16 protein-coding genes and 1 tRNA gene are annotated in these 23707 nt (G+C 59.5%); 8 read left to right on the top strand and 9 right to left on the bottom strand.

The window, feature by feature from the left end:
- The first annotated feature begins 39 nt into the window (after positions 1-39).
- Positions 40-116: transfer RNA gene (locus K6N12_RS14005), tRNA-Met, on the top strand.
- Positions 117-211: 95 nt separating this feature from the next.
- On the opposite strand, the gene K6N12_RS14000 is transcribed toward K6N12_RS14005, so the two are convergent.
- The 7 genes from K6N12_RS14000 to K6N12_RS13970 all read right to left on the bottom strand — a co-directional run bounded on the left by K6N12_RS14000 (position 212) and on the right by K6N12_RS13970 (position 13126).
- Entirely contained in the window at positions 212-3592 is a 3381-nt protein-coding gene (locus tag K6N12_RS14000) for a DEAD/DEAH box helicase (protein ID WP_097628475.1), read from the bottom strand.
- A 128-nt stretch (positions 3593-3720) separates the two neighbouring features.
- On the bottom strand, positions 3721-5373 hold the full coding sequence (locus K6N12_RS13995) for a GNAT family N-acetyltransferase (protein ID WP_131711865.1): 1653 nt from the start codon (positions 5371-5373) through the stop codon (positions 3721-3723).
- Positions 5374-5630: 257 nt separating this feature from the next.
- Complete coding sequence (locus tag K6N12_RS13990; protein WP_097628473.1) at positions 5631-6122, bottom strand: hypothetical protein; 492 nt, start codon at positions 6120-6122, stop codon at positions 5631-5633.
- 120 nt (positions 6123-6242) lie between these two features.
- Positions 6243-7592 carry an HlyD family type I secretion periplasmic adaptor subunit gene (locus K6N12_RS13985; protein ID WP_222148832.1) on the bottom strand — a complete coding sequence of 450 codons (1350 nt, stop codon included), beginning with the start codon at positions 7590-7592 and terminating at the stop codon, positions 6243-6245.
- A 5-nt stretch (positions 7593-7597) separates the two neighbouring features.
- Positions 7598-9946 carry a type I secretion system permease/ATPase gene (locus tag K6N12_RS13980; RefSeq protein ID WP_097628471.1) on the bottom strand — a complete coding sequence of 783 codons (2349 nt, stop codon included), beginning with the start codon at positions 9944-9946 and terminating at the stop codon, positions 7598-7600.
- A 25-nt stretch (positions 9947-9971) separates the two neighbouring features.
- Positions 9972-12041 carry a hypothetical protein gene (locus tag K6N12_RS13975; protein WP_097628470.1) on the bottom strand — a complete coding sequence of 690 codons (2070 nt, stop codon included), beginning with the start codon at positions 12039-12041 and terminating at the stop codon, positions 9972-9974.
- A gap of 140 nt (positions 12042-12181) precedes the next feature.
- Complete coding sequence (locus tag K6N12_RS13970; RefSeq protein WP_097628469.1) at positions 12182-13126, bottom strand: fibrinogen-binding protein; 945 nt, start codon at positions 13124-13126, stop codon at positions 12182-12184.
- An 824-nt stretch (positions 13127-13950) separates the two neighbouring features.
- On the opposite strand from K6N12_RS13970, the gene K6N12_RS13965 reads away from it, so the two are divergent.
- Positions 13951-14733, top strand: a complete 783-nt coding sequence (locus K6N12_RS13965; protein WP_012559437.1) for a helix-turn-helix transcriptional regulator — start codon at positions 13951-13953, stop codon at positions 14731-14733.
- Positions 14734-14911: 178 nt separating this feature from the next.
- Here K6N12_RS13965 and K6N12_RS13960 read toward each other — a convergent pair whose 3' ends face one another.
- Positions 14912-15232, bottom strand: a complete 321-nt coding sequence (locus tag K6N12_RS13960; protein ID WP_097628468.1) for a hypothetical protein — start codon at positions 15230-15232, stop codon at positions 14912-14914.
- A 397-nt stretch (positions 15233-15629) separates the two neighbouring features.
- Between K6N12_RS13960 and K6N12_RS13955 the strand changes: the two genes are divergently transcribed.
- The 5 genes from K6N12_RS13955 to K6N12_RS13935 are packed head-to-tail and all read left to right on the top strand — an operon-like array spanning position 15630 to position 21039.
- A complete protein-coding gene (locus K6N12_RS13955; protein WP_097628467.1) occupies positions 15630-16652 on the top strand; it encodes a UDP-glucuronic acid decarboxylase family protein in 1023 nt (340 codons plus the stop codon).
- Position 16653: 1 nt separating this feature from the next.
- Entirely contained in the window at positions 16654-17637 is a 984-nt protein-coding gene (gene galE / locus K6N12_RS13950; protein ID WP_097628466.1) for a UDP-glucose 4-epimerase GalE, read from the top strand.
- Entirely contained in the window at positions 17634-19502 is a 1869-nt protein-coding gene (locus tag K6N12_RS13945) for a glycosyltransferase family 2 protein (protein ID WP_222148831.1), read from the top strand. Before galE ends, K6N12_RS13945 begins: the two co-directional genes overlap by 4 nt.
- Before the next feature lie 37 nt (positions 19503-19539).
- Complete coding sequence (locus K6N12_RS13940) at positions 19540-20067, top strand: DUF995 domain-containing protein (RefSeq protein WP_097628464.1); 528 nt, start codon at positions 19540-19542, stop codon at positions 20065-20067.
- A 3-nt stretch (positions 20068-20070) separates the two neighbouring features.
- A complete protein-coding gene (locus K6N12_RS13935; RefSeq protein WP_097628463.1) occupies positions 20071-21039 on the top strand; it encodes a glycoside hydrolase family 26 protein in 969 nt (322 codons plus the stop codon).
- Between the two features lie 186 nt (positions 21040-21225).
- On the opposite strand, the gene K6N12_RS13930 is transcribed toward K6N12_RS13935, so the two are convergent.
- Positions 21226-22512: an ABC transporter substrate-binding protein gene (locus tag K6N12_RS13930; protein ID WP_097628462.1), complete on the bottom strand. Its 1287-nt coding sequence runs from the start codon at positions 22510-22512 to the stop codon at positions 21226-21228.
- A 145-nt stretch (positions 22513-22657) separates the two neighbouring features.
- On the opposite strand from K6N12_RS13930, the gene K6N12_RS13925 reads away from it, so the two are divergent.
- Complete coding sequence (locus tag K6N12_RS13925) at positions 22658-23707, top strand: LacI family DNA-binding transcriptional regulator (protein WP_131710707.1); 1050 nt, start codon at positions 22658-22660, stop codon at positions 23705-23707.

Here is a 23707-nt window from a genome sequence, read left to right as displayed (position 1 = left end):
TCGTGTTATAATCAAGCAAGTCAATCAGACTTGCCATGGCGCGGGGTGGAGCAGCCCGGTAGCTCGTCAGGCTCATAACCTGAAGGCCGCAGGTTCAAATCCTGCCCCCGCAACCAAATTCCCTTAGCACAACACCCCAAAACCCGCCTCTCGGCGGGTTTTGGCGTTGCTGGGAACGGTCGTGGGATTCAGCGCGCAACAGCGGGATCCGTCAGTTCAGCTCATTCCGGGCCAGGAATTCCGCTGCTTGCACAGTCTCCAAAGCATTCGCGGTCTCCCTGAAGTACGGCAAGGTTTGCCAGAGAGTGCGGTCGCCGACGATATAGAAGCGGCGTTTGGCGCGTGTCAGCGCCACGTTCAGGAGGTTCGGCTTCGATGCGGCCCAAGCTGCGGCTCCGCTGTGATCGGCATCGGCGCCGAGCACCATAAAAACGATGTCCTCCTCCTTGCCCTGGAAGGTATGGACCGTGCCTATCCGCTCCCGCAGCCATCGAGACAACCTCAAAGGAGGGGACCGCATATTTCCGAGCGGATCGACCCATCCTGCATGGGTCAGAGCCTGCCTCAGATTGCTTTTGATCTCCTTGAAGGGCGAGATGATGTAGAGGTCCGGCAATGCGCCATCGCGGCGATAGGTTGCAGTGAGGACATCGACGATGAAGTCCGTCTGTTCGGCAACCGTCTGTTTGCCCGCTACCCTGCCCCTGACGTCGATCCAGGCGCTGTCACCATAAAATGGCGGCGCGTCGCCGGCCGGCCGGCGATTCTCCAGCCCGAATACCATCTTGTCCTGATAGGCGATCCGGTTGGCCAAGCCGAACATCGGATCGAAGCAGCGCCGATGCACCCTCAGTGGGGAGCCGATCCAAAGCCCGTCCGCTTCCTCGCCGGGGACGGTCGTTCCATAGCGGTTGGCGGCATCGGCGAGCATCTGCACCGACGCCCGGTTCGGCGAATATTGTCCTGCCGCCGTGTGGGCAGAGAGAGCAGAAGCGGCAGTGATCAGCGCGCTGGGAAGGATAAAGACCGGTTCGATCTGCTGCGGATCGCCGATCGCCATGACGCGGCGCCCTCGCAACAAGGCCCCGACCGCCGCTTGCGGCACCGCCTGACCGGCTTCGTCGATGAAGACCCAGCCGATCGAACCGGCGCCCAGCCCGCGAAATTGTCGGGCGAAGGAGGCGAATGTCGTCGAGACGATGGGAACGATCATGAAAAGGCTCTGCCAGATCAATGCTATGTGCTCGTCATCGACGGGACTGTTGTTGGACAGCAGTTTGCTGATGGCAACGATGTTTCCGCCAAAACCCCCGCCTTTTCTGCCAACCTCCGCCAGCCAGGCTTCGTGCAGCGTCAACGCCGCTTCCAGCAATGCCGAGCGCAGGCCTGCCAGCTCGTGCTGATGCCAGAGACCATCGATCTGCAACCGCTCGGTTTCGAGGTCTGTGAGACGCCCGGGCAAAGTGGGATGACCGAAAACTTCCCCCAGACGGTCGAATTCCTCTCTTTTCCTCTCCCAGATTTTCTGTCGTGACCGCAGTGCCTGTTCGGCCCGCTCATGTTCTCGCAAAGACTGTTGCCGCTGAGGTTCATGGATTTTCGCAAGATACTGTTCACAGTCCGCCAGCGCCTTGCGCAATTCCAGCTGCCGGCGTGCATTGGCGCCGACATTCTGCCGGTGCTGGCGGGCCGGACTGCTCGGCATCACTCGCTCCCACCAGGCAGGCGCGCTGCGGTCGAGCAGCTGTTCCTCCTCCTTCAGATGTGACAACTCTTCCTTGATCTGGAGCATTTCCGCCGCGGTCAGGTCGCAGCGCTTCTGCGCGCGCCGAAGGTCGGCGGCGGCGGCCGCGACCCGTTCAAGCGCGTCGCGGCAGAATGCATCCTGTGAGACCCGCGCGATATCGTCGTGGAGATCGGCATAGCGCGCATATTGACCGATCTTGTCGCGAACCCGCTCGTCGGCGGCACGAAAGGCCGACGATGCTTCGGCGAAGCTCGGCCCCTGATAGCTCTCTCGCCACTGCCAGATCGTCTGCGGCTTGGCCGCGCCGGACCAGCCGGGGTTCGGCCTTTCGGGGATCTCCATGAAGGCGAACCGTTCTTTGAAGGCTCGCCGGTTCCTGGAGTTGCCGAGCGCGCAGGCGATCAAACCCCATGGGCGGTCGCCGTCGGAAAGCTTGACGGCGGCGCCATTGTCCTTTTGGCAGGCGATCTTGTGCGCGACCGTCTGCAGATATTGGAGGGAAGACGTCCTGGCGATCGAGCTTCGCTTGGGAAGGTCGCGCGAAACATTCTCCACGGCGGCATTGTTGGAAGAGGCGACCACCATTTCGAAACCGGCGAGGCCCGGAATCAGCGCCGATATCGAGGCGGTGCTGCGGTCTGTGAAGGTGACGCGGCGCGGCGATCCGTCAAAGGCATCGCGCGCCACCTTCAAGGAAGAGAGAACGCGGGCGCGCCGAACGATATTATCCGCGAACATGTCGCGAAGCAGGGTCGTCTTTCCCGTCCCCGGTGGGCCGTTGACCGAGAAAAGTCCGGTCTCCGAAAGGTCGCCAATGGCGGAGTTGATCGCGAACTGCTGCATGAGGCTCATCGCGTGATGAGATTCGCTGAGCCAGCGTCCACTGTTGAGTTTTCCGGGATGCAAGGCCCGAATGATCGCCTTGCGCCCATCCTCCGAATAGAGATCGATCCGCTTCTCCGGGGCGAGGGGGGTGAGATATCGCCTGAGCGGCTCGGGAATATCACCGTGTTTGACGCACATTATCGCCCGCTCGATATCCTCGATGAAGAAGCTGTTCAGGATACCGATCTCTTCCTCGGCGCTTGCGCTCTCATCATCCTCATCGTCGGCATCGGGCGCATGGCTCTCCGGTCGCGGTGGCAGCGAGAGGATTTCGGGCCTTTCCGCCCTGTCTTTGTAGCGTATTTCAACCGCGGCAATGGGCTTCTCCTGATGCGTGGCGAAGCTCGCCCAATCGCAGAGCAATTCATGCAGCGTCAGGATTTCGCCGGCATCGAGCGGCTGATCGGCATCGTCGTCGAAGGATGAGGATCTCAGCTGTCGCTGCGTCCGAAAATTCTGAAGCAATTCCGTCAGTTGCCGCTTGCCGTCGGCAAATGCCTCGTGGCTGAGCGAGGAGAGGCCGGATTTTCGCACGCGCCCCAAAGCCCACGGAAGCGTGGACACGGAAAATGTTTCGAAAATCGGCTGCCCCAGGGGTGTCAGCTGCAGGCTGGCAAAGCAGGTATCGCCGTCGAGATCGCCGCGTTCGGCATCCTCATATTCGGCGATATCGGCCGCAGTCATATCGAAGTGCCTGCGGACAGCGGTAATTTCGGATTTGCCGAAAACGCCGAGAAACAGGGTAAAACCCGTGATCTGCTTCTCCTCGGGGATTGCTGGACGGCTGAGCGCGGCACTGTCATCGTCGAGCGTCCTTGCATGCAGCCAGAAGACACTTCGCCCTTCACCTGCGACGATACGGCTGGAGAGATCGTAGGGAATAAAGAACTCGATCTTGTGCCAGAAATCGAGAATGGCCAGAAGCCGTTCCCTTTCGGCGCCATCTGCATTGGTCTGCATGAGGTTCCACTGAGGCGTTGCAAATTAGGCTTGCGCCTCTTTTAACAACGATCACAGCTCGAAATCAAAGACCATGGCGGCTGCGCGTCCAGGAACCGCCAGAAGGCATTGTCCCGGCAGGTATCTCGTCAGTGCAGACGTGGCTGGCGTCGCTCGCTGAGCTGCCAGCCTCGGTTCCAGCGGGCGATGGTCTCGGACACGACATCGGTCTTATGAGGCGTGGGTTCGGCCCTCGCCTGGATCCGTTCGAGGGCGGCATTTGCCTTGGCAACATAGTCGAGTGCGGCCGGATCGTCCGAATGCACGTCCCGGATCGCGGCGAAAACGGCCTCCGCTTCGGCCAGCCGTTTGCCGGCTGCAAGAGCAATGCCACGCTTGTAATGCGCCTGGATCAGATGCGGCCCGACATCGCCGACCAGGCGGAACGTCTCGGCGGCCTGGTCGTATTGATGCAAAGCAAGCTGCGTATCGCCAAGCCGCATCTGGATCGGCGTCGGATCGGGCGCTTGCTCGGCGAGCGCCTTATAGGCGGCCAGAGCCTCCGTCAGCCTGCCCCGGTCGAACAGCAGATTGGCGAGGCCAAATCCCGCGCCGGTATGGCCTGGAGCCGATTGCAGGACCTGGTTGAAGGCAATCTCCGCTTTCCCGCGGGCGCCGTCGCGGTACATGTCGAGCGCCTGTTCATAGACGAAACGAATACTGCGCGGGTTGAGCGCTCCATGCAGATTCTGGCCATTGCGGGTGCGGAAGAGCGTGCAGCTGATCCGTCGTTCCTCGACCCCGAACATATATTTATAGGGCTCGTTCCCGCGCAGGAAGTCATAGGTCTTGAAGCCCTGCTCGATCGCCCGCCGGATGCAGTGGCCATGCAGGATGAGACCGGGAGACGGCGTCTTCCAGTTTTCGTCGCGGCCGGTGACATAGAAGAGGATCGCCTTCTTCCGCCAGTCGACGATATTCGCCAGCGCGCCAAGCGGCTGGTCGCCATGCCAGAAGACCGGCACCTCGAGATTGCCGTTGTCGAAGCAGTCCATCAGCATTTCGCGGGTGGTGATGATCAGCCGCTCGGTCCGCTCCGCGCCTTTGCGGGTGCTCCACTTGGTCCGCCAGAGATCGAAGAGGATGTCCAGGTCGCGATGGATGGTCTCGGGGGTCGCCGTCGTGATGCGGAAGATATCGCCGCCTTCGACCTTGCGCAGGAATCGCCGGAGCTTCTGGCGCGTCTGACTGCTCATGCGCTGTTCGAGATAATCGTCAAAGCTTGCCGGCAGGGGAACGATCGGGCAGATCGTATTGTCGATGTTTTCATTGTTTCTGGGCGAGCTGTCGCGAAACATCACCTCCGGCCCCCGCAGCGCCTCGATCATCTTCTCGCGCCGTCCGGCAGGGCCGCTAAAATAATCGAGCTTCAGGTCGGTCCAGTTCTGATGTTTGATAAACGAGGCAAAGCCGGCAATGGCATGATGTTCGTAATCCGGCCTGACGATGAAGCCGGTATAATCGGCCGCAAAATTCCCGGCCATTATGATCTCGTCGTAGAAGAGGCCGGTTTTTTCGTTGAGATGCGTGATGAGGCGCAAGGGAAAAAAAGCAACGTAGGGTGCATCCGGATCGCGTTCGCGAAGGGCGAGTATGAACCAGCGGCGCCGGCGCGACAGATAATTCTTCAGCCAGATCCAGGAGAGGAAATGCTGCGCATCGGGATCGTCCATGAAGACCTGGTCCCAGTTGTCGCGCACCGCCTCGAACCCGGCAATGGTGTCGATGATATCTATGCGCATGGCCGCCCCCCAATACTCCATACGTTACTCGGGAGCTTTCATTCTAAGGGGAAAAACCGATCTTCAAATAAGCCGTCCGGATGATTTTCAGGGCTTAATTATGATTAGTTTTGAGCCGGCAAATAACCCAGAATCCGGATATATTTTATTAAATAATTCAATTACATAGAGTTAAGCAATTTGTATGGAACACGATGCCTCAATATAGGTCGCCAAGGTGTCCAAAGTTCGGCCACTCACCATACATAAGGACTAGATCAGAGCTCGCCGGAGATCCGCGGGCTCGCATGGATAAAGGCCCAGAGCGTCCGGCTGATGGCGACGATCTCGGCTATCGACTTCTCCAAATGGTCGATCTCGCGCGCATCCATCTGCTCGATCTTGCCGTAGCGGATCTCCTTGTCGTCCTCGACCAGCCGCATCAATTGTGTGCTTGAGATGTCTCCCTTGTCGTCGAAGGAATAAATACAATGATTGTATTTGTTGCGGGTCTTGGATTCCTTCTTCAGCCGCGCCATGGCCGAAAGGATCGCTTTCCGGTCGGAAGGCGGGGTCGAAGCGAGCTTTGCAAGCCGTTCGATGAGATCCATCCGTGCACGTGTCGTGTTGAGGGTCAGGAACACGACGATTGCCGCATCTTTTTCGACCCGGAGGAGATGGGCAATGATGTAGATCAGCAGGCTTTCGGTATTCGTCCAGACATAGTTCAGGCGCCCGACCCGTAGCAGGACATCCGACATCGCCGCCATGCTCGCCCTTTCTTCCCCGGAGGGGACGATCCATCCCGAAGGGATGATACATTACCGACATCATATCAGAACACGGACAAATCCCTGATCCTCGCGGACCCCCGTCGTTTGCTGGATCGCTCAGCGTTCCTTGAAAGCCCGGGACATGCTGTCGGTAATTGGTTTGCTGATATATTCGAAGAAGGTGCGTTCCGACGTCTGGATCAGCACTTCGGCCGGCATGCCTGGAACCGGATGGAAATTATGCACCCGCGCAATCTCGGAGTCGGGTATTGCGACGCGAACGATATAGACGTCCTTGACCGAGAGGCCCGCATTCTCCTCGATCGAATCGGCCGAGACATAAAAGACCTTGCCCTCTAGAACCGGCGTCGTCCGCCGGTTGAGCGCCGTCAGCCTGACCGATGCCATTTCTCCCTCGCGCAGCTGATCGATGGAGGTTCGCAGCACCTGCGCTTCCAGGATCAGCGGCACATGCGCCGGCAGGATCTCCATGATCGGCTTGCCCGTGGTGATGACGCCGCCGGCGGTATGAAAATAGGAGCGTACGACGGTTCCCGACACCGGTGAACGGATGGTGGTGCGCTCGAGCACGCCTGCAGCCTCGCGCATCTGTTCGCGCACGCTGTCGAGATCGGATTCGGCGGTCTCAAGCGCATCGAGCGCCGCCTGCTTGTTGGAGTTGACGGCGATGACGGCTTCCTGGCGGAATTTGGCGATTTCTGCCTCGCTCTCGTTGATCTCGCCGTTCAGGCGCGCAATGTCGCCCATGGCATCGGCGATCGCCCGCTCGATCGCCAAGAGATCCGTCTTGCGCATATAGCCGACCTTGACCAGCCGGGCCTTGGAGTCGCGTTCCTCGGTCAGCAGCGATAGCTGCCTTTCGAAGGATTCCTTTTGGCCGGTATAACCGGCGAAGCGATATTCCAGCGATTGGATGTTTTTTTCGATCAGATTGAGCTGCTCTTCGAGCTTGATCTGCTTGCTGTGAAAGACGATGTTCTGGCTCTGGATGATCGCGTTGATGTCCGGATCGCCCGCCTCTTTCGTCACAATAGCGGGAAGGTGGAATTCGCGCAGACCCTGCGCTTCGGCGCGCAGCCTTGTGACGACGGCTTCCAGGCGCAGGCGCCGAAGCTGCAGCATCCGCTCATTCGAGCGAGAGGCGGTTGGATCGAGGGTCAGCAAAATATCGCCTTCCCTCACGGTATCACCCTCGCTGACGCGCATCTCCTTGATGATGCCGCCTTCCAGATGCTGGACGATCTTGTTGTTGCCCGTCGCAACGAAACTTCCCTGGGCGAGGACAGCCGAGGCGAGCGGCGCCGTTGCGGCCCAAAAGCCGAACCCTCCGAACGAGGTGAAGAGAACCGTCAGGCCGACGATGCTGTGCATCCGGATCGAGCGCGGCACGTCGCTATACCATTCGAGCTGCACCGGACCGGCGGTCTCCTGTTGTTTCCGTGCCATAGCCTTCACCCTTCGATGCGCGGTGCTTGTTGACCGTTATTGCTGTTGTTCTTCGATAGCGCCTGCAGCACCTCGATCCGCTCCCCGAACATGGCGACAGTGCCGTCCTTCAGCACCAGGATCTTGTCGACGCACTGGAGCAGGGCCGGGCGCTGGGTGATCGTCACGGTGGTGATGCCCTGCTTCTTGGCATGGATCAGCGCCTTGGCAAGGGCTGCCTCACCCTGTGTATCGAGGTTCGAATTCGGCTCGTCGAGGACGACGAATTTGGGATTGCCGAAGAAGGCGCGAGCAAGCGCGATGCGCTGCTTCTGGCCGCCCGAAAGCGGAGCGCCGTCGGCCGCCACGATGGTCTCGTAACCCTGCGGGAAACCCGCGATGAGCTCGTGGACGTCGGCCAGCACCGCGGCCTCGTAGATCTGGTGATCTTCGATGTCGTCGCGCATGCGGCAGATATTCGCCTTGATCGTGCCGGGAAAGAGCTGCACGTCCTGCGGCAGATAGCCGATGCTTTCGCCGAACTGGCGCTGATCCCAGTTTCGCAGATCCATCAGGTCAAGGCGCACATTTCCCGACGTGGGCACGATCGAGCCGACGAGCATCTTGCCGAGCGTCGTCTTGCCGGACCCGGAATTGCCGATGACCGCCAGCGATTCGCCCTTCCTGAGGGAGAAGGAGATGCCGTTGAGAATGACCTTCTTCTGCGGCGGCGGCACGAACAGAATGCGTTCGACATCGAGCCGGCCTTCCGGATTGGGAAGGCGCAGGCGCGGGAAGTTCAACGGCGAGTTCAAAAGCAGGCTCTTGATCCTGGAATAGGCGGCCGCCGACCGGTTGAACTGGTGCCAGCCTTCGATGGCGCCTTCGATCGGCGCCAGTGCGCGTCCCGAGATGATCGAAGAGGCAATCACCATGCCGCCGGTCAGCTCACCGGAGAGCGACAGATGCGCGCCCCAGCCGAGCAGAGTGATCTGGGTGATCATGCGGCAGGCCTTCGATATGCCGGAGAAGATGATGTTGCGGTCCTGCGCCTCGACCTGCGATTTCAGCGAGCCCGCCGTTTCCCGGCCCCACATCTTCACTGCCTCGGGGATCATCGCCATTGCGTTGATGATCTGCGAATTGCGCGACATGGAATCCAGGTGGAAATTCGCCCGGCTGAGATAGCTGTTGGATTCGGCAAATTGCCGGGCGGTGAATTTCTGGTTCAGATAGGCGATGAAGAATAGCACCGCGCAGCAGGTCATGATGATGATGCCGAGATGCGGATGCACGAAATAAACGACGACGACGAAGAACGGCATTAGCGGCGCGTCGAGAAACGCAATCAGCGTGCCGGATGTGAGGAAACCGCGCAGCAGCTGCAGGTCCTGGAGCGTCTGATAGTCTTTGCCGCTGCCATGCAGCGAGGCCCGCGCCGCAGCGCTGAGGATCGGCGCGCCGAGCTGCACTTCGAGTTCCACCGCGGTTCGCATCAGGATGAAGCGCCTAACCGTATCCATGAAGGCCTGAAGCAGCACGGCGCCGAGCACGGCGATCGAGAGCATGACGAGCGTGTCGATCGAGCGGCTGGTCAGCACCCGGTCGGATATCTGGAAGAGATAGAGCGGGATCGCCAGCAGAAGCATGTTGATGGCGATCGTGAACATCATGACGACCACCATGTTGCGCCGTACGGCCCCCATGCCGCGCGCGAGGCTGGCGGCGAAATTCACAGGCTCGCTGCGCTTGTGAAAACCGCCGCCACTTCCCCCGCCCCCGCCTTCGCCGCCCCCGGGATCGGAATGCTTGCCATTTCCGCCTCCGCCGGTGCGGAGACGCCTGTCGGTCTCGCTGACCGGACCGCTGTCGCCTTCGATGGTCTTAGCGAAAGGCATCGTCGGGCTCGATTTGAGCTCGGTTTTCTCTTTCGGCAGTTCAGGCGTCGCCCGCGCCTCGATCGGCGATGGGTCGGATGCCTCCGCCAGTGTTGCTTCAACCGGTTTTTCTTCCACTGGTTTTGTTGGTGCCGGGCCCCTCATCACTGCAGCGGGAGCCGCCGGTTCTGCATTCCAGGCTTTTAATGAGGATTCCAACGTCACCGTCTTTTGCGGGAGGGGTGCCTGCACCGTGGCTGCGCGCGCCATATGGGCAGCGTCGCTTGCTGGAACATCGGCCGGCGCCTTGCTGCGATCGGAAGACGCAGACGAAGCGGCGGCACCGGTGAGCCGACGAAGGTTCTCGACGGCTTCGTCGATCGCAGAGATGCACAGATCGTTCCTCACCGCTTCCGAGGGCGCAGCGGAGGGAATATTGCCTGACCTCAAATCGAGGGCGCTGCCCGCTGCAAAGACTTGTTTCGAAATCTGGTTCATCGTGATTCTCTCACAATCCTCAGGGTCACGCGACCACGGCTTGCATGACGTCGGCGGGATGCGCCGACGACCAAGAAAGGTCATGCCCTGCATTGATTACGCCATCGGCAGAATCGCCGGCCGCAGGATCATCGTCGTTGAGAAAGGCGATGACTTCGTTGGCGAGCCTGTCGTCTGCCTGGTGCGGCTGGGTCGTGTCATGCTCTACAAGCCCGCCCTGAATGAGGATAGCGTCCGAGTAGAGCTGGCCTGCCAGATAGGTCGTCTGGCCGAAACTGTCATAATCGATGATCTCGGCGATATTGACGACCGCATTGCTGCCGGTGTCGATCGTGACCGTTGCATCGGGATTGTTCTTCAGAAGCGTCGATGCCGCCTGGGTCACATCATCGGAATCGCCGAGGATGCTGACCTGCTTTATAACAGTCATGTCGTAGAGATTACCGGTAATGTAGAGCACGTTGAGGCCGGCATAGCCTTGGAAATTCACATCGAAGGACAGCCCTTCCGGCATGTTGGGATCGCGATCTTCGATGGCTTTCTGGGTCTCGATCATATAATCCGGCATTGCCTCGAAGGGGCTGCCTGCGCCGACATTGTGAATAGAGGCGAAATTCCAGATCAGATTGTCGCCGGTCTCGATGTCGGCGCCGGGATCGGCGCCGTCTTCCGCCCGCACCCAGTCATTGTCGTAGAGCAGCGAGATCTGCGTGATGCTGTTGATGTCGAGCACATTGCCGCCGATGATCACCAGATCATATTGCATGCCCATCCCGAAAAAGGAGGAGAGGTTGATGGAGGTGTTGCCGCCTGTCAGAACCGTGGTTTCGGATCCCGAGGTGGTGACCGTCATCGTGTCGTTGTCGCTGACGAAGTGATACTGCTCGACCCATTGTACGAAGGAGACATCGCCGTCGATGACACTGACGCGCCAGCTGGTCGGGAACGTCGGATCGGCAGCATCGGTTTCGGCATGGCTCGATGCTTCGAAGGTGCTTTGTTGGAAGACCGCGATATTCTTGGCGACTGTCCCCGCCTCCTCGGCCGAGTGCGCGGATGCGCGCAGCGCCGAGGCGATATCGTCATTATCGCTATAGACAAAGGATTGGGAAACCGCATCAACCTGATGGTAGTCGCCCATCACCGCGGTGACCGAGGTGATGACGGCGGTATTGATCACCGAGGCGACGTTGATGACGAAGTTCGCCCCGGCGGTCACCTCAAGGCTGTTGCCGCTTGGGTCGGTCTGCTCAACGGATGAATTGCTATCGTCGGGTTCTTCCGGGAGCTTGGCGAGACCGCGGTAGGGCAGGAAATCATCGAGGACAGGGATCTCGGCCTCGATCTTGCCGTTGACGTAAACCGGACCGTTGACCTCGGGATCGAGGCGGATGAAATCGTGCGTGGCGTCGGTGCTTGGCGGCGTTGCACCGCAGCTCTCGCTATCCTCGTCTTGGACATTTGCGGCATCCTTGGTATCGCGGGCATTATGGATGTAGCTTTCCAGATCCTGGGCGATCTTCAGGGCGCCGTCATAGCTGTCGGTTCGGTGGAGATCCGAAAAAGGCGTGAAGACTTCGGCCTTGGTGCCGAACTCCGCCAGCCGCTCGGTGACGAAACTCGTGTCCCGGGCAGCATGATTGCCGTCCGTCATGTCGAGATAGTCGTCGTCGTAAAGCACGTTGACCTGGAGGACATGACTGATCGCCGAACCAGGCCCGGCAAAGACATTCAATTCCGGCTCATTCGACAGCACGATATCCGTGGGCGAGCCGAAATGCGGTAACGGGATGTCCCTTGCGGCAATCGCCGCCAGCTTCTCGATGCTCTCTTCGAAGACGCGGCCCAAATGACGCGAAGGACCAAATTCGATCTCGTAACTGCCGCCTTTGTAGATGATCTCGGGATCGTAGTCCTTGAGCTGCAGATTGGAAGTGAAGGCCGCGGTAAACGCGTCCTGATCCGGCAGAACCGGTCCATCGTCGCCGGCTCCTGTGCCTTCGGCAAATTTGGTGCGCGCCCTCATCTCTTCGGTGGTCATCTCGAAGAGACCGATGAAGTGCGCAATGATTTCCGAAATCTTCTCGATATGCATGGTTCGGCCCTCCCATTCGAAATGACGATCGGCCTTTTAAAGCGGCCCCGCCGGGAGCCATGGTCGTCAAACCGTTTTCAAACAGTCGAACTGCACCGGCGCCGGCCGGTGCAGTTCGTCTTGGTCGCTGGAGGTTAGTATCAGGTGCCGGTATCCTCGCCGACGTCGGAGACATGAGAATTGCCGCCGATGACGCTGGAGTCGACCGTGTTGCTGAGCAGGTTCGCGCCCTGAACGAGCTCGAGGTGGAAGCCTGAATTGGCAAGGATCGCCGAAGCATCGGCCGCGCTCGAGCCGGTGGCGTCGTCGCCGGCCTTGAGATCCCAGCCCCGGCCGTCCATTTCCATGCCTTCCGCGCTATCGGCGGTGCCTGCATTGGCGTTCAAGTGGTTCTGGGCGCCTTCGTTCTCCATCTTGATGTTCCAGGCGCTGTCCTGGTCGGCCAGATGGTTTGCCTGAACGGCGCTGAAGCCGCTGTCGTTGCCCGCGCCGGACAGCGAGTCATTCAGAATGCTGTCGACGTCGAGCGTGAAGGAGAAGTCGTCGCCGAGGTTGAAGGTGAGGTCGTGGCCGGCAACGCCGAGGTTGTCGAAATCTTTGACGTCCTCGATGACGGCGAAGTCGGTGTCCGTCTTGTTGAAGCTGTCAGCGGTGTTGTTGCTATCGGAAACCGTCTTGGTGTCGGTATCGGTAATGGTCTTGATATCGGTGTCCGTAATCGTCTTGGTGTCGTTGTCGCTGTACGACTTGCTATCATAGCTCCAGTCGTAGTCGGTTTTGGTGTCGGTGATCGTCGTGGTCTTGGTGCTGGTGTCGTCGTCGGACTTGTAGCTCCAGTCGTATTCGTTATCGCGGTTGTCGCCATTGTTGGCGGAGAGTTCGGCTTTGACGTCGACGTCGACGCTGTTGTCGGTATTGTCACGATTGTCGCCATTGGCGACGCCACCGACATAACCTGTCGAGCCGTCGTCGACTTCAGTTGAATTAATAGCGCTGTTGGCAAAGCCGTCGGCCAGCGCCCCGACCTTCGTGATTTCGGTTACGTCGCCCGATGGTTTCGGGTCGTGTTTATAGGCGTCAGACATCAAAATCTCTCCAGAAAAAAACCGGAGCAGCTTTTCGAAATCCCTCTCATCTCAAATGGGATCTTGCTCGCGCTCGCTCCGATGCGGTTAACATCGGCAGATGTATTCGATACCAGTCATCTGCAGCTTCATCGCGATTTGTTCGTCAAACCGTTGGTATTGGGACCGTACGTACTCAGTACAAGGCCGCACATATCCAGCTCCGCATCCTGACGAGGATGAGGAGTGTTCAGGCTTTATTGTCGTTGATTTGCCCTAAATGGATGCCACGTACCAAAAACACACGCCGATACCTGGATCGTCCATGCCGCCACTTTGGCGACGATCACAGATTGCTGGAAAAAATGCGGAGCCGATAGATATCAATTCGGGCTAAGGCAGATTGACCACCTCCGTCTAGCCCCTGTCGGTGGAGCAATGGGACGTCTCAGGTGGGGTATTGCCGAGCGACGAGAGTAAGACTTGCAGCGCTCGCCGCGGGGTTGAGTGGCGCCATTCGACGGTTGTTCGGCCCATATCCGCTTGAGGACGAAAATATAACAATCTGTACTGAACTATTACATCGAGCTCTGATCTATATTGGGAGCAAATTTAACCTCGAAGTACGCATCATAGTAAAAATACAACCAAAGCTTAGTATATTGTTGTTTTTCGCCCGCTAAAACTAATCACTTTGGGCCATTTCCTTCCTTCTCAATCCGTATTAACATAATTAAGAAATGTCTAAAAAATAAGGCGGTGACATCCGGGGCCGGCATTTCATACTATTGAATACCCGCCATCGCTCCACGTTTGAGTAAAGTGTAACGCTAGGGGAGGCGTATATGTTCATGACAGGCTCAGAGACGGAGAATTCTGACCAGGGACGGAAGTTGGAGTCATCGAGAAATACTATACTAGTGGTCGCCAAGGCGGACCTGTTTTCTGAATGCATGGTAGAAGCGCTGGCGAAGAAATTTCCGAACTGTGAGGTGTCAAGCATAACGAGCACAAAGCCGATGCTGGACAAAGATGCCAACGATATAAAGCTTGTTTTATTCTATCACATACCTGCGCCCGAGCTTCATGAAGCGCTGCAGGCTGCTCGCGAAAATCACCCGGAAACTTCCGTCGGACTCGTCGTCGAAGCGATCGACATGCTCGAACCCTATGTCAGCCGCCTGGTGGAGGCAAGGATCATCGATGGCGTCCTGCCGCTCAACCTGCGGCTCGATGTCTTTATGGCCGCGGTTGATCTGCTGATGAAGGGTGGCGAACATTTTCCGTCAGCCCTTCTCAATCGCCTCACCAACAAGAACACCCCGCTGGAGCCTTCGCTCTATCAGACAAAATCGGTCGATGCGGCGCGCACCAATGCGCTGAAGCTGAGACGCGACAGCATCTCCTCGTTGACCACGCGCGAGGTTCAGATCCTGGACCTCATATGCAAGGGCACGCAAAACAAGATCATCGCCGACAAGCTGCATCTTTCCGAAAACACCGTGAAGGTTCACGTCCGCAACATCTACAAGAAGATGAACGTCCGAAACCGCACGGAAGCTGCATCCCGTTTCTTCAACGAGCATCCCGCCGGCGAGGACGACATGTCCGGCCGGTGGCGCAACTGATCCAGAGCAAGTCCGGCAAATTGGCTAGCGATTTTGCCAGGCAAAGCGCGCTATTGCCGGGAATGGCGTGAAAACAAAAAGGCTGAGCATCTTGGTGAACCGAAGAAAGGCGCAAATACTCTCGCGCGCCACGCGTCCATTCAGACGCGCAAACAAGGCCGTCGCACTGATTGTTGCGTCAGATCGACGGACGTGCGAAGCAGCGCGACTTCTGTCCGAAGCCGCTGGGAGAGCAGATATAAGGCGCTGAGCCGTGATAGGCGACGCGAACCGTTGGCGTAGCCGGGCGTTCGGGCCGATTTGCCGGATAGGCATAGGTTTTTGCAGCGCGCGGGGCCTCGACCACGACGACGTTCTTTTTCGCGACGGCGGCTATGTCGTCGTTAACGACGGTACAGGCCGCTGTCCCGATCGCAAGAAGCGTCGTTCCCCCGGCAAACATCGCAAGATGAAATAGACGCCAGCCTTTCGGCTGCGCTGCAGCTTGTTTTTTCAACATGGCCAAAACCCCTCGCATATGGCGCTTCCGGATGCAAGGCCGGTCGTGCGGTTCAGCCCGGCCGATCTTCCCGTTACTTCTAGGTGAGCTGCATTGAGTGAAGCTTGAGCGCGGTCTGGACACTCGCTCTGAGGGTAAAATAGACAGAAAATGATTAATCATTTGTTACATCAAAGAATAGTTGCGTAATTATTTCGAATACTTGGAATTTTTGAAGTTGACCTTATCCGCAATCGTCTTATCATTTTAATAGTAATTCAGTTGTTCTAAGAATAACTCAAAAGTTATTCATGTTGAGATAGTCGGTACAGAGTCGGTACAATGAATATCCAACAGGATAAGGACGGCATGAAGTGCTTAACTAAAACAAAAGACTAAAACATGGGAAGGAGTTGTAATGCGTAGTTTCGTTCCCAGCGAAGGCTATTCCGAAGTGACAGACATGCCGGTGCGCAAGGATTTGGGCACCGCTCTTGTGAATGGCGGCGCCGGTTTCCTCGGCTCGCATCTCTGCGAAAGGCTTCTACAGCGCGGCCACCGAGTCATCTGCCTCGATAATTTTTCCACCGGGCGCCGCGTGAACGTCGATCACCTCGCATCGAACGCCCGTTTTCAGCTCGTCGAGCACGATGTTCGCCAACCCTTCGATATCGAAGCGTCCCTCATCTTTAACTTCGCCTCGCCCGCCTCTCCGCCCGACTATCAGCGGGATCCTGTCGGCACATTGCTCACCAACGTGCTTGGCGCCGTCAACACCCTGGATTGCGCCCGCAAGACCGGTGCGGTCGTCGTTCAGTCGTCGACGTCGGAAGTCTATGGCGACCCGAACCAGAGCCCGCAGCAGGAATCCTATTGCGGCAACGTCAACCCGATCGGACCGCGGGCCTGTTACGACGAAGGTAAACGCAGCGCCGAGACCCTGTTTTTCGATTATCACAGGACCTACGGCGTCGACATCAAGGTCGGCCGCATCTTCAACACCTATGGGCCGCGCATGCGCCTGGATGACGGCCGCGTCGTCTCCAATTTCATCGTACAGGCTTTGCGCAATGCAGATCTGACGATCTATGGCGACGGTGAGCAGACCCGCTCTTTCTGCTATGTCGACGATCTCGTCGAGGGCTTCCTGCGTTTCTCGGCCGCCGGCAACGCCTGCCACGGCCCGATCAACCTCGGCAATCCGGCCGAGATCACGGTTCGGCGCCTGGCGGAGATCGTTCGCGACCTCACCAATTCGCGCTCACAGATCGTTCATCTGCCGGCGGTCACCGATGACCCGCGCCAGCGGCGGCCGGATATTTCCCGGGCCATGGCCGATCTGGGCTGGCAACCCTGCATCGGGCTTGAAACCGGCCTGGCGCGCACCGTCGATTATTTCGACGGCTTGCTTGCCGGCGCCGAGAAGGCGGAGGTCGTATGAGATGCCCCGCTACATTTTGGTTACCGGCGGCGCCGGTTTCATAGGCAGTCATATCTGCAAAACGCTGTCGCGTGCCGGTATGGTCCCCGTCACCTACGACAATCTCTCGACGGGGCATGCCGACAGTGTCCGCTGGGGACCGCTCATCCGGGCGGACCTCGCCGATGCCGCCACGCTGCGCCGGACCCTTGCAGAGTTTTCGCCCGATTGCGTCATCCATTGCGGCGCCAACGCCTATGTCGGCGAATCCGTCGAAATGCCCAGGAAATATTACCGCAACAACGTCGTCGGCAGCCTGACGCTGCTTGAGGCCTGCCTCGACCAGGATATCGACCGGATCGTCTTTTCGAGCAGCTGCGCCACCTACGGTGTCCCGGCCTCGTTGCCGATACTGGAGGAAACTCCACAGCACCCGGTCAATCCATACGGCCGCACCAAGCTGATCTTCGAGATGGCGCTCGAAGATTTTGCCGCCGCCTATGGCATCCGCTTCGCCGCGCTGCGCTATTTCAATGCGGCCGGTGCCGATCCGGACGGCGAGCTTGCTGAGCGCCACCATCCGGAAACCCATCTTATCCCCCGCGCCCTTCTCGCTGCCGCCGGCAGGCTGGAGCGCCTCGATGTCTTCGGCACCGATTATCCCACCGAAGACGGAACCTGCGTGCGTGACTATATTCATGTCAGCGATCTCGCCCAGGCGCATCTTGCCGCCGTCAATCACCTGATGGCCGATGGCGATTCGCTCAGCGTCAATCTCGGCTCCGGCCGCGGCACCTCGGTGCGCCAGATCCTCGAAGCCATCTATCGCGCGACCGGCCGTGAAGTTCCCGTCCGGTATCGTCCCCGCCGGGCCGGCGATCCGCCGATCCTCTTTGCCGACACGGCAAAAGCCAAGGCGGAACTCGGCTTCGCGCCCTCTCTCTCGGATATCGATACGATCATCCGCACCGCCGGTCCCACGTTCGGGCTGGAGGTGAAGGCATGAGCATCGGTTCGGAAATCGGCCATCGCACCAGGACGGCGAAAGCCGCCTCCGCGGATGCATTCGATGCCGTCTTCGCCGGCTGGAACCGCGTCGTTTACGGTTTCGGCATCCTCTGCTGGCTGGCGGCACTCGGCTATTTCTGGATCTGGTGGTGCCAGTCGGCTCACATCATTTCCTGGACGGCCTTCGTGCTCATTACCCTCGTGCTGGGCTGGATCACGCTTGTGCCGGCCTATTTCATCCTGATCTTCCTCGATGCGAGAACGGTCAGCCCCCACGCGCGGCTGCCGGAAGGGCGGGTGGCGATGGTGGTCACCAAGGCGCCGTCCGAGCCCTTTGCCGTGGTCCGCGCAACACTGCGGGCCATGCTCGACCAGATCGGCGTAGATTTCGATGTGTGGCTGGCCGACGAAGATCCTTCACAGGAAACCCGGCGCTGGTGCGCGGAACACGGCGTGCTGATCTCCACCCGAAAGGGCGTGGCGGAATATCATCGCGCCACCTGGCCGCGCCGGACGCGCTGCAAGGAAGGCAATCTCGCCTATTTCTACGACCATTTCGGCTATGCGCGTTACGATTTCGTCGCCCAGTTCGATGCCGATCATGTGCCGACTCCGACCTATCTCCGTGAGGTCCTCCGTCCCTTCGCCGACCCCGGCATCGGCTATGTCTCCGCGCCCAGCATCTGCGATGCCAACGCCGCGACGAGCTGGGCCGCGCGCGGCAGGCTCTATGCTGAAGCCAGCCTGCACGGTTCGCTGCAGACGGGTTACAACAATGGCTGGGCGCCGCTTTGCATCGGCTCGCATTATGCCGTTCGCACCTCAGCGCTTCGTGAAATCGGCGGCCTCGGCCCGGAACTCGCCGAAGACCACTCGACGACACTGATGATGAATGCCGGCGGCTCGCGTGGCGTGCATGCCGTCGATGCGATCGCCCATGGCGACGGACCGGCGAATTTTGCCGATCTCGTCGTCCAGGAATTCCAGTGGTCGCGCAGCCTCGTCACCATTTTGCTGCAGCATTCCGGCGGTTACATCGCGCATCTGCCGTGGCGGCTGAAATTTCAGTTCGTGTTCTCGCAGCTGTGGTATCCGCTCTTTTCCGTCTTCATGGCCGTTATGTTCCTGCTGCCGGTTGCCGCCTTGCTGACGGGCCATGTCTTCGTCAACGTCACCTATCCTGATTTTCTGGTGCATTTCACGCCGATATCGGTCGTGCTGACGCTATTCTCCGTGTTCTGGCGGGCGACGGGCACTTTCAGGCCGTATGATGCGAAGCTGTTCGGCTGGGAGGGGCTCGCCTTCATCTTCCTGCGCTGGCCGTGGTCGCTCGCCGGCAGCCTGGCCGCCATGCGCGATCGCATCTCCGGCTCCTTCGTCGATTTCCGCATCACGCCGAAGGGACAGCAGCAGCAGCATTCTCTGCCGCTGCGCGTCGTCGCGCCTTATATCGCGCTCGCCGGGCTGTGCGCCGTCGCCATGGCTTTTGCCAGCGAGGCCGCTGCCGCACAGGGCTTTTACATCTTCGCCGCGATGAACCTGTCGATCTATCTGTTGCTGACGGTGCTGATCGTCGTTCGCCATGCAATCGAGAACGGCCTGCCGCTGCTGCCGCAATCGCATGGGCTGCGGCTCGCGACCGCCATGGGGCTTGCCATCTGGGTTACCGGCGGAATGCAACTGGGCGGCCATGGCCTCCGCAGCCTCGAAGCCCTTTCCCATGGCCAGCCATTCGTCAGCTTCACCGAAACGCAATTTGCCGTGGCCGGCGCCGGCCTCGGCGGCGGCAAGACCAAGATCACGAAATTCCGTCTCAAATGGAATGGGTTCGGCAACATGGGACGGGACCAACAGGGTGTCTGAGCCGGCGGAACCGGTAAGTGTCGAACAGGAGGAAGTAATGCGTATCGGATCGAAACTTTATGGAGCGGCCCTTGCTCTCAGCTTGTGTCTGCCAGCGGCGGCCCAGTGCGCCGAGGCAGCTGGCAAGATGGCGCCGACGCCGACGCCGCTCAGCGCCTATGAGCTCTACCGCATCTATGGCGACAAGACCTGGGTCTGGAACACCGGCGGCGGCCGTTTCCTGGATGACGGCCGGCGTTTCGTCGCCTGGGTGAACGATAAGGGCAAGCAATCCTTTGCCGAAGGCAAGTGGGTGGTCGACGACCTCGGCCAGCTCTGCATGCGCGCCACCTGGACGAACGCCGAGGGTGCGGCCCGCGCCAGCACTTGTTTCGGCCACCGCAAGATCGGCAACACGATCTATCAGCGGCGCCAGCCGGACGGCAATTGGTACGTCTTCCGTCATGCGTCGGTGCGCGGGGATGACGAGTTTCGCAAGCTCGTTCCCATGGATTCGGTCAGCGACAAGGCGCGTGACCTGAAGCAGGTCCTGCTGAGCCAGGAAGTAGCCCGAAAAGGAGGGTGAGCCATGAAGAAGCTGATGAAAAAGAACCTCTCCACCGCAGCGATCGCGCTGCTCCTGCTGTGTGCCGCGGATATGCCCGGCCGAAGCGAGGTGCAATATGCGGGCATAGCCCCGAACCCGGCTGCAAGCGTCAAGACGATCATCGATAAACGCCCCGAACTTCATGCCGACGGCATCAAGTTCGGGGCCTACGATCCGCATGGCGATTTTGGCGCACAATCGAATGTCTCAACCGAAGCGCTGTTCCTGCCCTGGGAAGACGTCGATCTGGAGACGCTGCGCGTCGCCGATGCCTACGCGCAGGCCAGAGGCCGCAATCTGCTGATCACCGTGGAGCCATGGTCCTGGGACGTCGACTGGCGGCTGACCTCCGCCGAGCTTCGCCGGAAGGTCCTGCGCGGCGATTACGATGTCAACATGCGGGCGATCGCGCAGATGATATCCCAGCTGAAAAGCCCGGTGATCGTTCGCTGGGGCCAGGAGATGGAGGACAAGTCGGGGCGGTTTTCGTGGTCCGGGTGGAACCCGCGGGACTATATCGCCGCCTATAAGCGAATGATGGATATCGTCCGCCAGGAGGCGCCTGGCACTCAGATCATGTGGTCGCCGAAGGGCGAGCCGGGCTTGCAGGACTACTATCCCGGTGACGATTATGTCGATCTTGTCGGGCTCTCGGTCTTCGGCCTGGAACGCTACGACGAGCTTGCATACGACAAGCATCGGACGTTCTCCGAAGCGCTGAAGCAGGGTTACGATCTCGTCGCCGGCTATGGCAAGCCGATTTGGGTGGCGGAGCTCGGCTATCAAGGCGGCGACGCCTATGTCCGGCCCTGGATCGAAACCGCGACGCTGAAACAGAGCGCCTTTCCAAACTTGCAGGAAGTCGTCTATTTCAACGATCGGGATGTGCACGCCTGGCCGTACGATCTCGGCCGGCCGGACTGGCGCGTGGTCGATAGCGTCAGCAACTGATCCCACAAAACAAGGAGAGGTCCGCCGGGGTTCGCGGGCCTCTCCTCGCAGGTTAAAGCATGGCGCGCGATACGATCGCGACGCGGCTTAGCTCTTTGTTTTATGCATGTCGTTTGCGGCAAAAGCGCTTCGCGCTTTGCCTGGGAAAACCGCTGCACACTTGCGCGACACGCTTTAGGCGATCGATCATCCTTTGAGCGTCGCCTTACCCTCTTCGACGAGCCGGGTCGCCGCATCGGCCGGAGAAATCCGTTCGAAAGCGAGTTCGTCGCAGATCGGGCGCAGCACGCGCTGGTCGAACTGGGTCGCGCCCATCGGCACCGGCGGCGGATATTCGCCGACCTGATCTTTCAGAAGATTGACGTATTTGACCGTTTCCTGCTCCGTCGGATTGAGCTGCGGCAGAATGGCTTCACGCACTGTCGGCGACATCGGCACGCCGCGCTCGACGCCGAGGCTCTTGCCGGCCTCGATATCGTTGACGAAGAAGTCGATGAATTTCGCCGCCGCTTCGCCGTTCTTTGTCGTGGCGCCGAGACTCCAGATCAGCGCAGGACGGTAGTAGTGGCCCGACGGCCCGCCCTTTTTTTCCCGCGGCAGCATGGTGATGCCGAGCTTGTTCTTGATGATCAGCTGATAGCCGACCATCTGGTTGGAATAGGCCATGCCGATCACCGATTTGCCGACACCGAGGCTGTTGGTGTCGATGGTGTTCTGATCGAGCGTCTGGACGTCGGCGGCAACGGTTCCGCCCGCCTTGCGCAGCTTCTCCCAATAGTCGAACCATTGCGTGGCATCGTCGGCCGTGAAGCCGAGCCCGACGGTTTCTTTTGCAAAAAGGCTTTTGCCGCGCTGGCGCAGCCAGGCATCGAACACATAGGCGTAGCGGGCTGCATAGGGGCCTCCGCTCTTGCCGGAAGATTTTGTAAGTTCGACGGCGAGCTTGGCATACTCATCCCAGGTAAGGTCGGGTGTCGGCAGCGGGATGCCGGCCTTTTCGAATTCGACCGTGTCGAAAAACATCGAGAACGAGTTGAGGCCGAGGCCGACACCATAGAGTTTACCGTCGATGGTGGTCAGTTTCAGCATATCGGCGCCGAAGGACTGGACCTTCAGCGTCGAGGGGACGAATTCATCGAGCGGCAGGCAGGCGCCACGCTTGGAATAATCGGAGATCGTTCCCGGCTCGAGCTGGAAGATGTCGGCGATCGATCGGCCGGCCATCTGTGTTGCGAGCTTCGTCCAGTAGCCGTCGCCGGATAGCGATTCGCCGACGATCGTGACGCCGGGTGTCTTCGATTGATAGAGCTTGGCGACATCGAGCGTGCGCTTGGCGCGATCGTTCGAACCCCACCACATTGCACGCAGCGAGGTGTCCTCGGCAAAAGCCGGAATGGCGCTTCCCGCGCCAAAGGCGAGGCCGGCGGCTGCTCCGGCTGATCCCATCAGAAATGAACGGCGGTTGACCTGCATGATATCCTCCTTGCCCCAATATGCCCGCCGCCATCCTCCAATGGCGTTTGCGAGCAATTCGTCACAAAGACTACGCAAAAAAATAATTATTGCAAGAAATAATGATTATCTTGCAAATTTGCATAACTTGCATAAACTTTGCCCCATGAATGACGAAAAAATCGGGAACGAACAGAAAGTCAGACGGCCGCGCCAGGCCGATATCGCCACATTGGCCGGGGTCTCCGTCTCGACGGTGTCGCGGGTACTCGCCAACGAACCCGGCATCAGCGAAACCGTGCGCCGCCAGATCTTGAAGGTGGCCGCTGAGCATGGCTATCCGGTCAAATCAGCGACTGAAGCCGTTGCTGGCGGGCTGGCGCTGATCGCCAGCGATGGCGTCACCGGCGGCCTCAGCGTCTTTTATGAAGCGATTGTCGACGGGTTGCGCGCCGGCGCCGCCGACGCAGGCATGCCCTTCGAAATCCGCATGGTCCGCGAGGATCGCACGACGCCGGATGCCGTGCGCGACTATATGCAGGCAGCAGGCGCCGAAGGCCTCTTTCTCGTCGGCATCGATCCGAACGAGAGCCTGCGCGGCTGGCTGCGGGACACCTTGACGCCCGCCGTTCTCGTCAATGGCACCGATCCTCGAATGCAATTCGATGGCGTTTCGCCGGCTAATTTCTTCGGCGCCTATCAGGCGACGAGCCGATTGATGAAGGCCGGCCACTGCCGCATCCTGCATTTGAGCGGCTCGCACCGCCATACGATCCGGGAGCGCATCCGCGGCTTCGAGGCGGCGATCGCCGCCGTTCCCGGTGCCGAAGGCCGTTTCGTGGACCTCGCACTGCAGGGCAGCGCCAGCGGCGAGGCCCATGATCGCACGGCTGCGATCCTTGCTGAAAATGCCGGTTTTACCGCCGCCTTCTGCATGAATGATTTCATCGCCGTCGGCGTGCTGGAGGCCGTCACCGAAGCCGGTCTGCGTGTGCCGGAGGATTTCGCCATCGTCGGCTTCGATGATCTGCCCTGCGCGCTGATGACAAATCCGCAGCTTTCCACCATGCGCGTCGACCGTGCCGCCCTCGGGCGCGAGGCCATCTCGCTGATGCTGTCTCGTTTCCGCAACAGGACGGCGCCGGCGCGCCACATCTGCCAGGCTGTCATTCCCGTTTCGGGAGGGACCGTTGTGAACGCTGAAACCCGTGAGTGA

Source organism: Rhizobium redzepovicii (assembly GCF_019793435.1).
GTDB classification, from domain to species: domain Bacteria; phylum Pseudomonadota; class Alphaproteobacteria; order Rhizobiales; family Rhizobiaceae; genus Rhizobium; species Rhizobium redzepovicii.
This window is presented reverse-complemented; position numbering and strand designations above follow the sequence as displayed.

What these genes read in the sequence shown, in the direction of transcription:
- K6N12_RS14000 (WP_097628475.1), bottom strand. Translation starts at nt 3,592, where the DNA reads ATGCAGACCAATGCAGATGGCGCCGAAAGGGAACGGCTTCTGGCCATT.
- K6N12_RS13995 (WP_131711865.1), bottom strand. Translation starts at nt 5,373, where the DNA reads ATGCGCATAGATATCATCGACACCATTGCCGGGTTCGAGGCGGTGCGC.
- K6N12_RS13990 (WP_097628473.1), bottom strand. Translation starts at nt 6,122, where the DNA reads ATGGCGGCGATGTCGGATGTCCTGCTACGGGTCGGGCGCCTGAACTAT.
- K6N12_RS13985 (WP_222148832.1), bottom strand. Translation starts at nt 7,592, where the DNA reads ATGGCACGGAAACAACAGGAGACCGCCGGTCCGGTGCAGCTCGAATGG.
- K6N12_RS13980 (WP_097628471.1), bottom strand. Translation starts at nt 9,946, where the DNA reads ATGAACCAGATTTCGAAACAAGTCTTTGCAGCGGGCAGCGCCCTCGAT.
- K6N12_RS13975 (WP_097628470.1), bottom strand. Translation starts at nt 12,041, where the DNA reads ATGCATATCGAGAAGATTTCGGAAATCATTGCGCACTTCATCGGTCTC.
- K6N12_RS13970 (WP_097628469.1), bottom strand. Translation starts at nt 13,126, where the DNA reads ATGTCTGACGCCTATAAACACGACCCGAAACCATCGGGCGACGTAACC.
- K6N12_RS13965 (WP_012559437.1), top strand. Translation starts at nt 13,951, where the DNA reads ATGTTCATGACAGGCTCAGAGACGGAGAATTCTGACCAGGGACGGAAG.
- K6N12_RS13960 (WP_097628468.1), bottom strand. Translation starts at nt 15,232, where the DNA reads ATGTTGAAAAAACAAGCTGCAGCGCAGCCGAAAGGCTGGCGTCTATTT.
- K6N12_RS13955 (WP_097628467.1), top strand. Translation starts at nt 15,630, where the DNA reads ATGCGTAGTTTCGTTCCCAGCGAAGGCTATTCCGAAGTGACAGACATG.
- galE (WP_097628466.1), top strand. Translation starts at nt 16,654, where the DNA reads ATGCCCCGCTACATTTTGGTTACCGGCGGCGCCGGTTTCATAGGCAGT.
- K6N12_RS13945 (WP_222148831.1), top strand. Translation starts at nt 17,634, where the DNA reads ATGAGCATCGGTTCGGAAATCGGCCATCGCACCAGGACGGCGAAAGCC.
- K6N12_RS13940 (WP_097628464.1), top strand. Translation starts at nt 19,540, where the DNA reads ATGCGTATCGGATCGAAACTTTATGGAGCGGCCCTTGCTCTCAGCTTG.
- K6N12_RS13935 (WP_097628463.1), top strand. Translation starts at nt 20,071, where the DNA reads ATGAAGAAGCTGATGAAAAAGAACCTCTCCACCGCAGCGATCGCGCTG.
- K6N12_RS13930 (WP_097628462.1), bottom strand. Translation starts at nt 22,512, where the DNA reads ATGCAGGTCAACCGCCGTTCATTTCTGATGGGATCAGCCGGAGCAGCC.
- K6N12_RS13925 (WP_131710707.1), top strand. Translation starts at nt 22,658, where the DNA reads ATGAATGACGAAAAAATCGGGAACGAACAGAAAGTCAGACGGCCGCGC.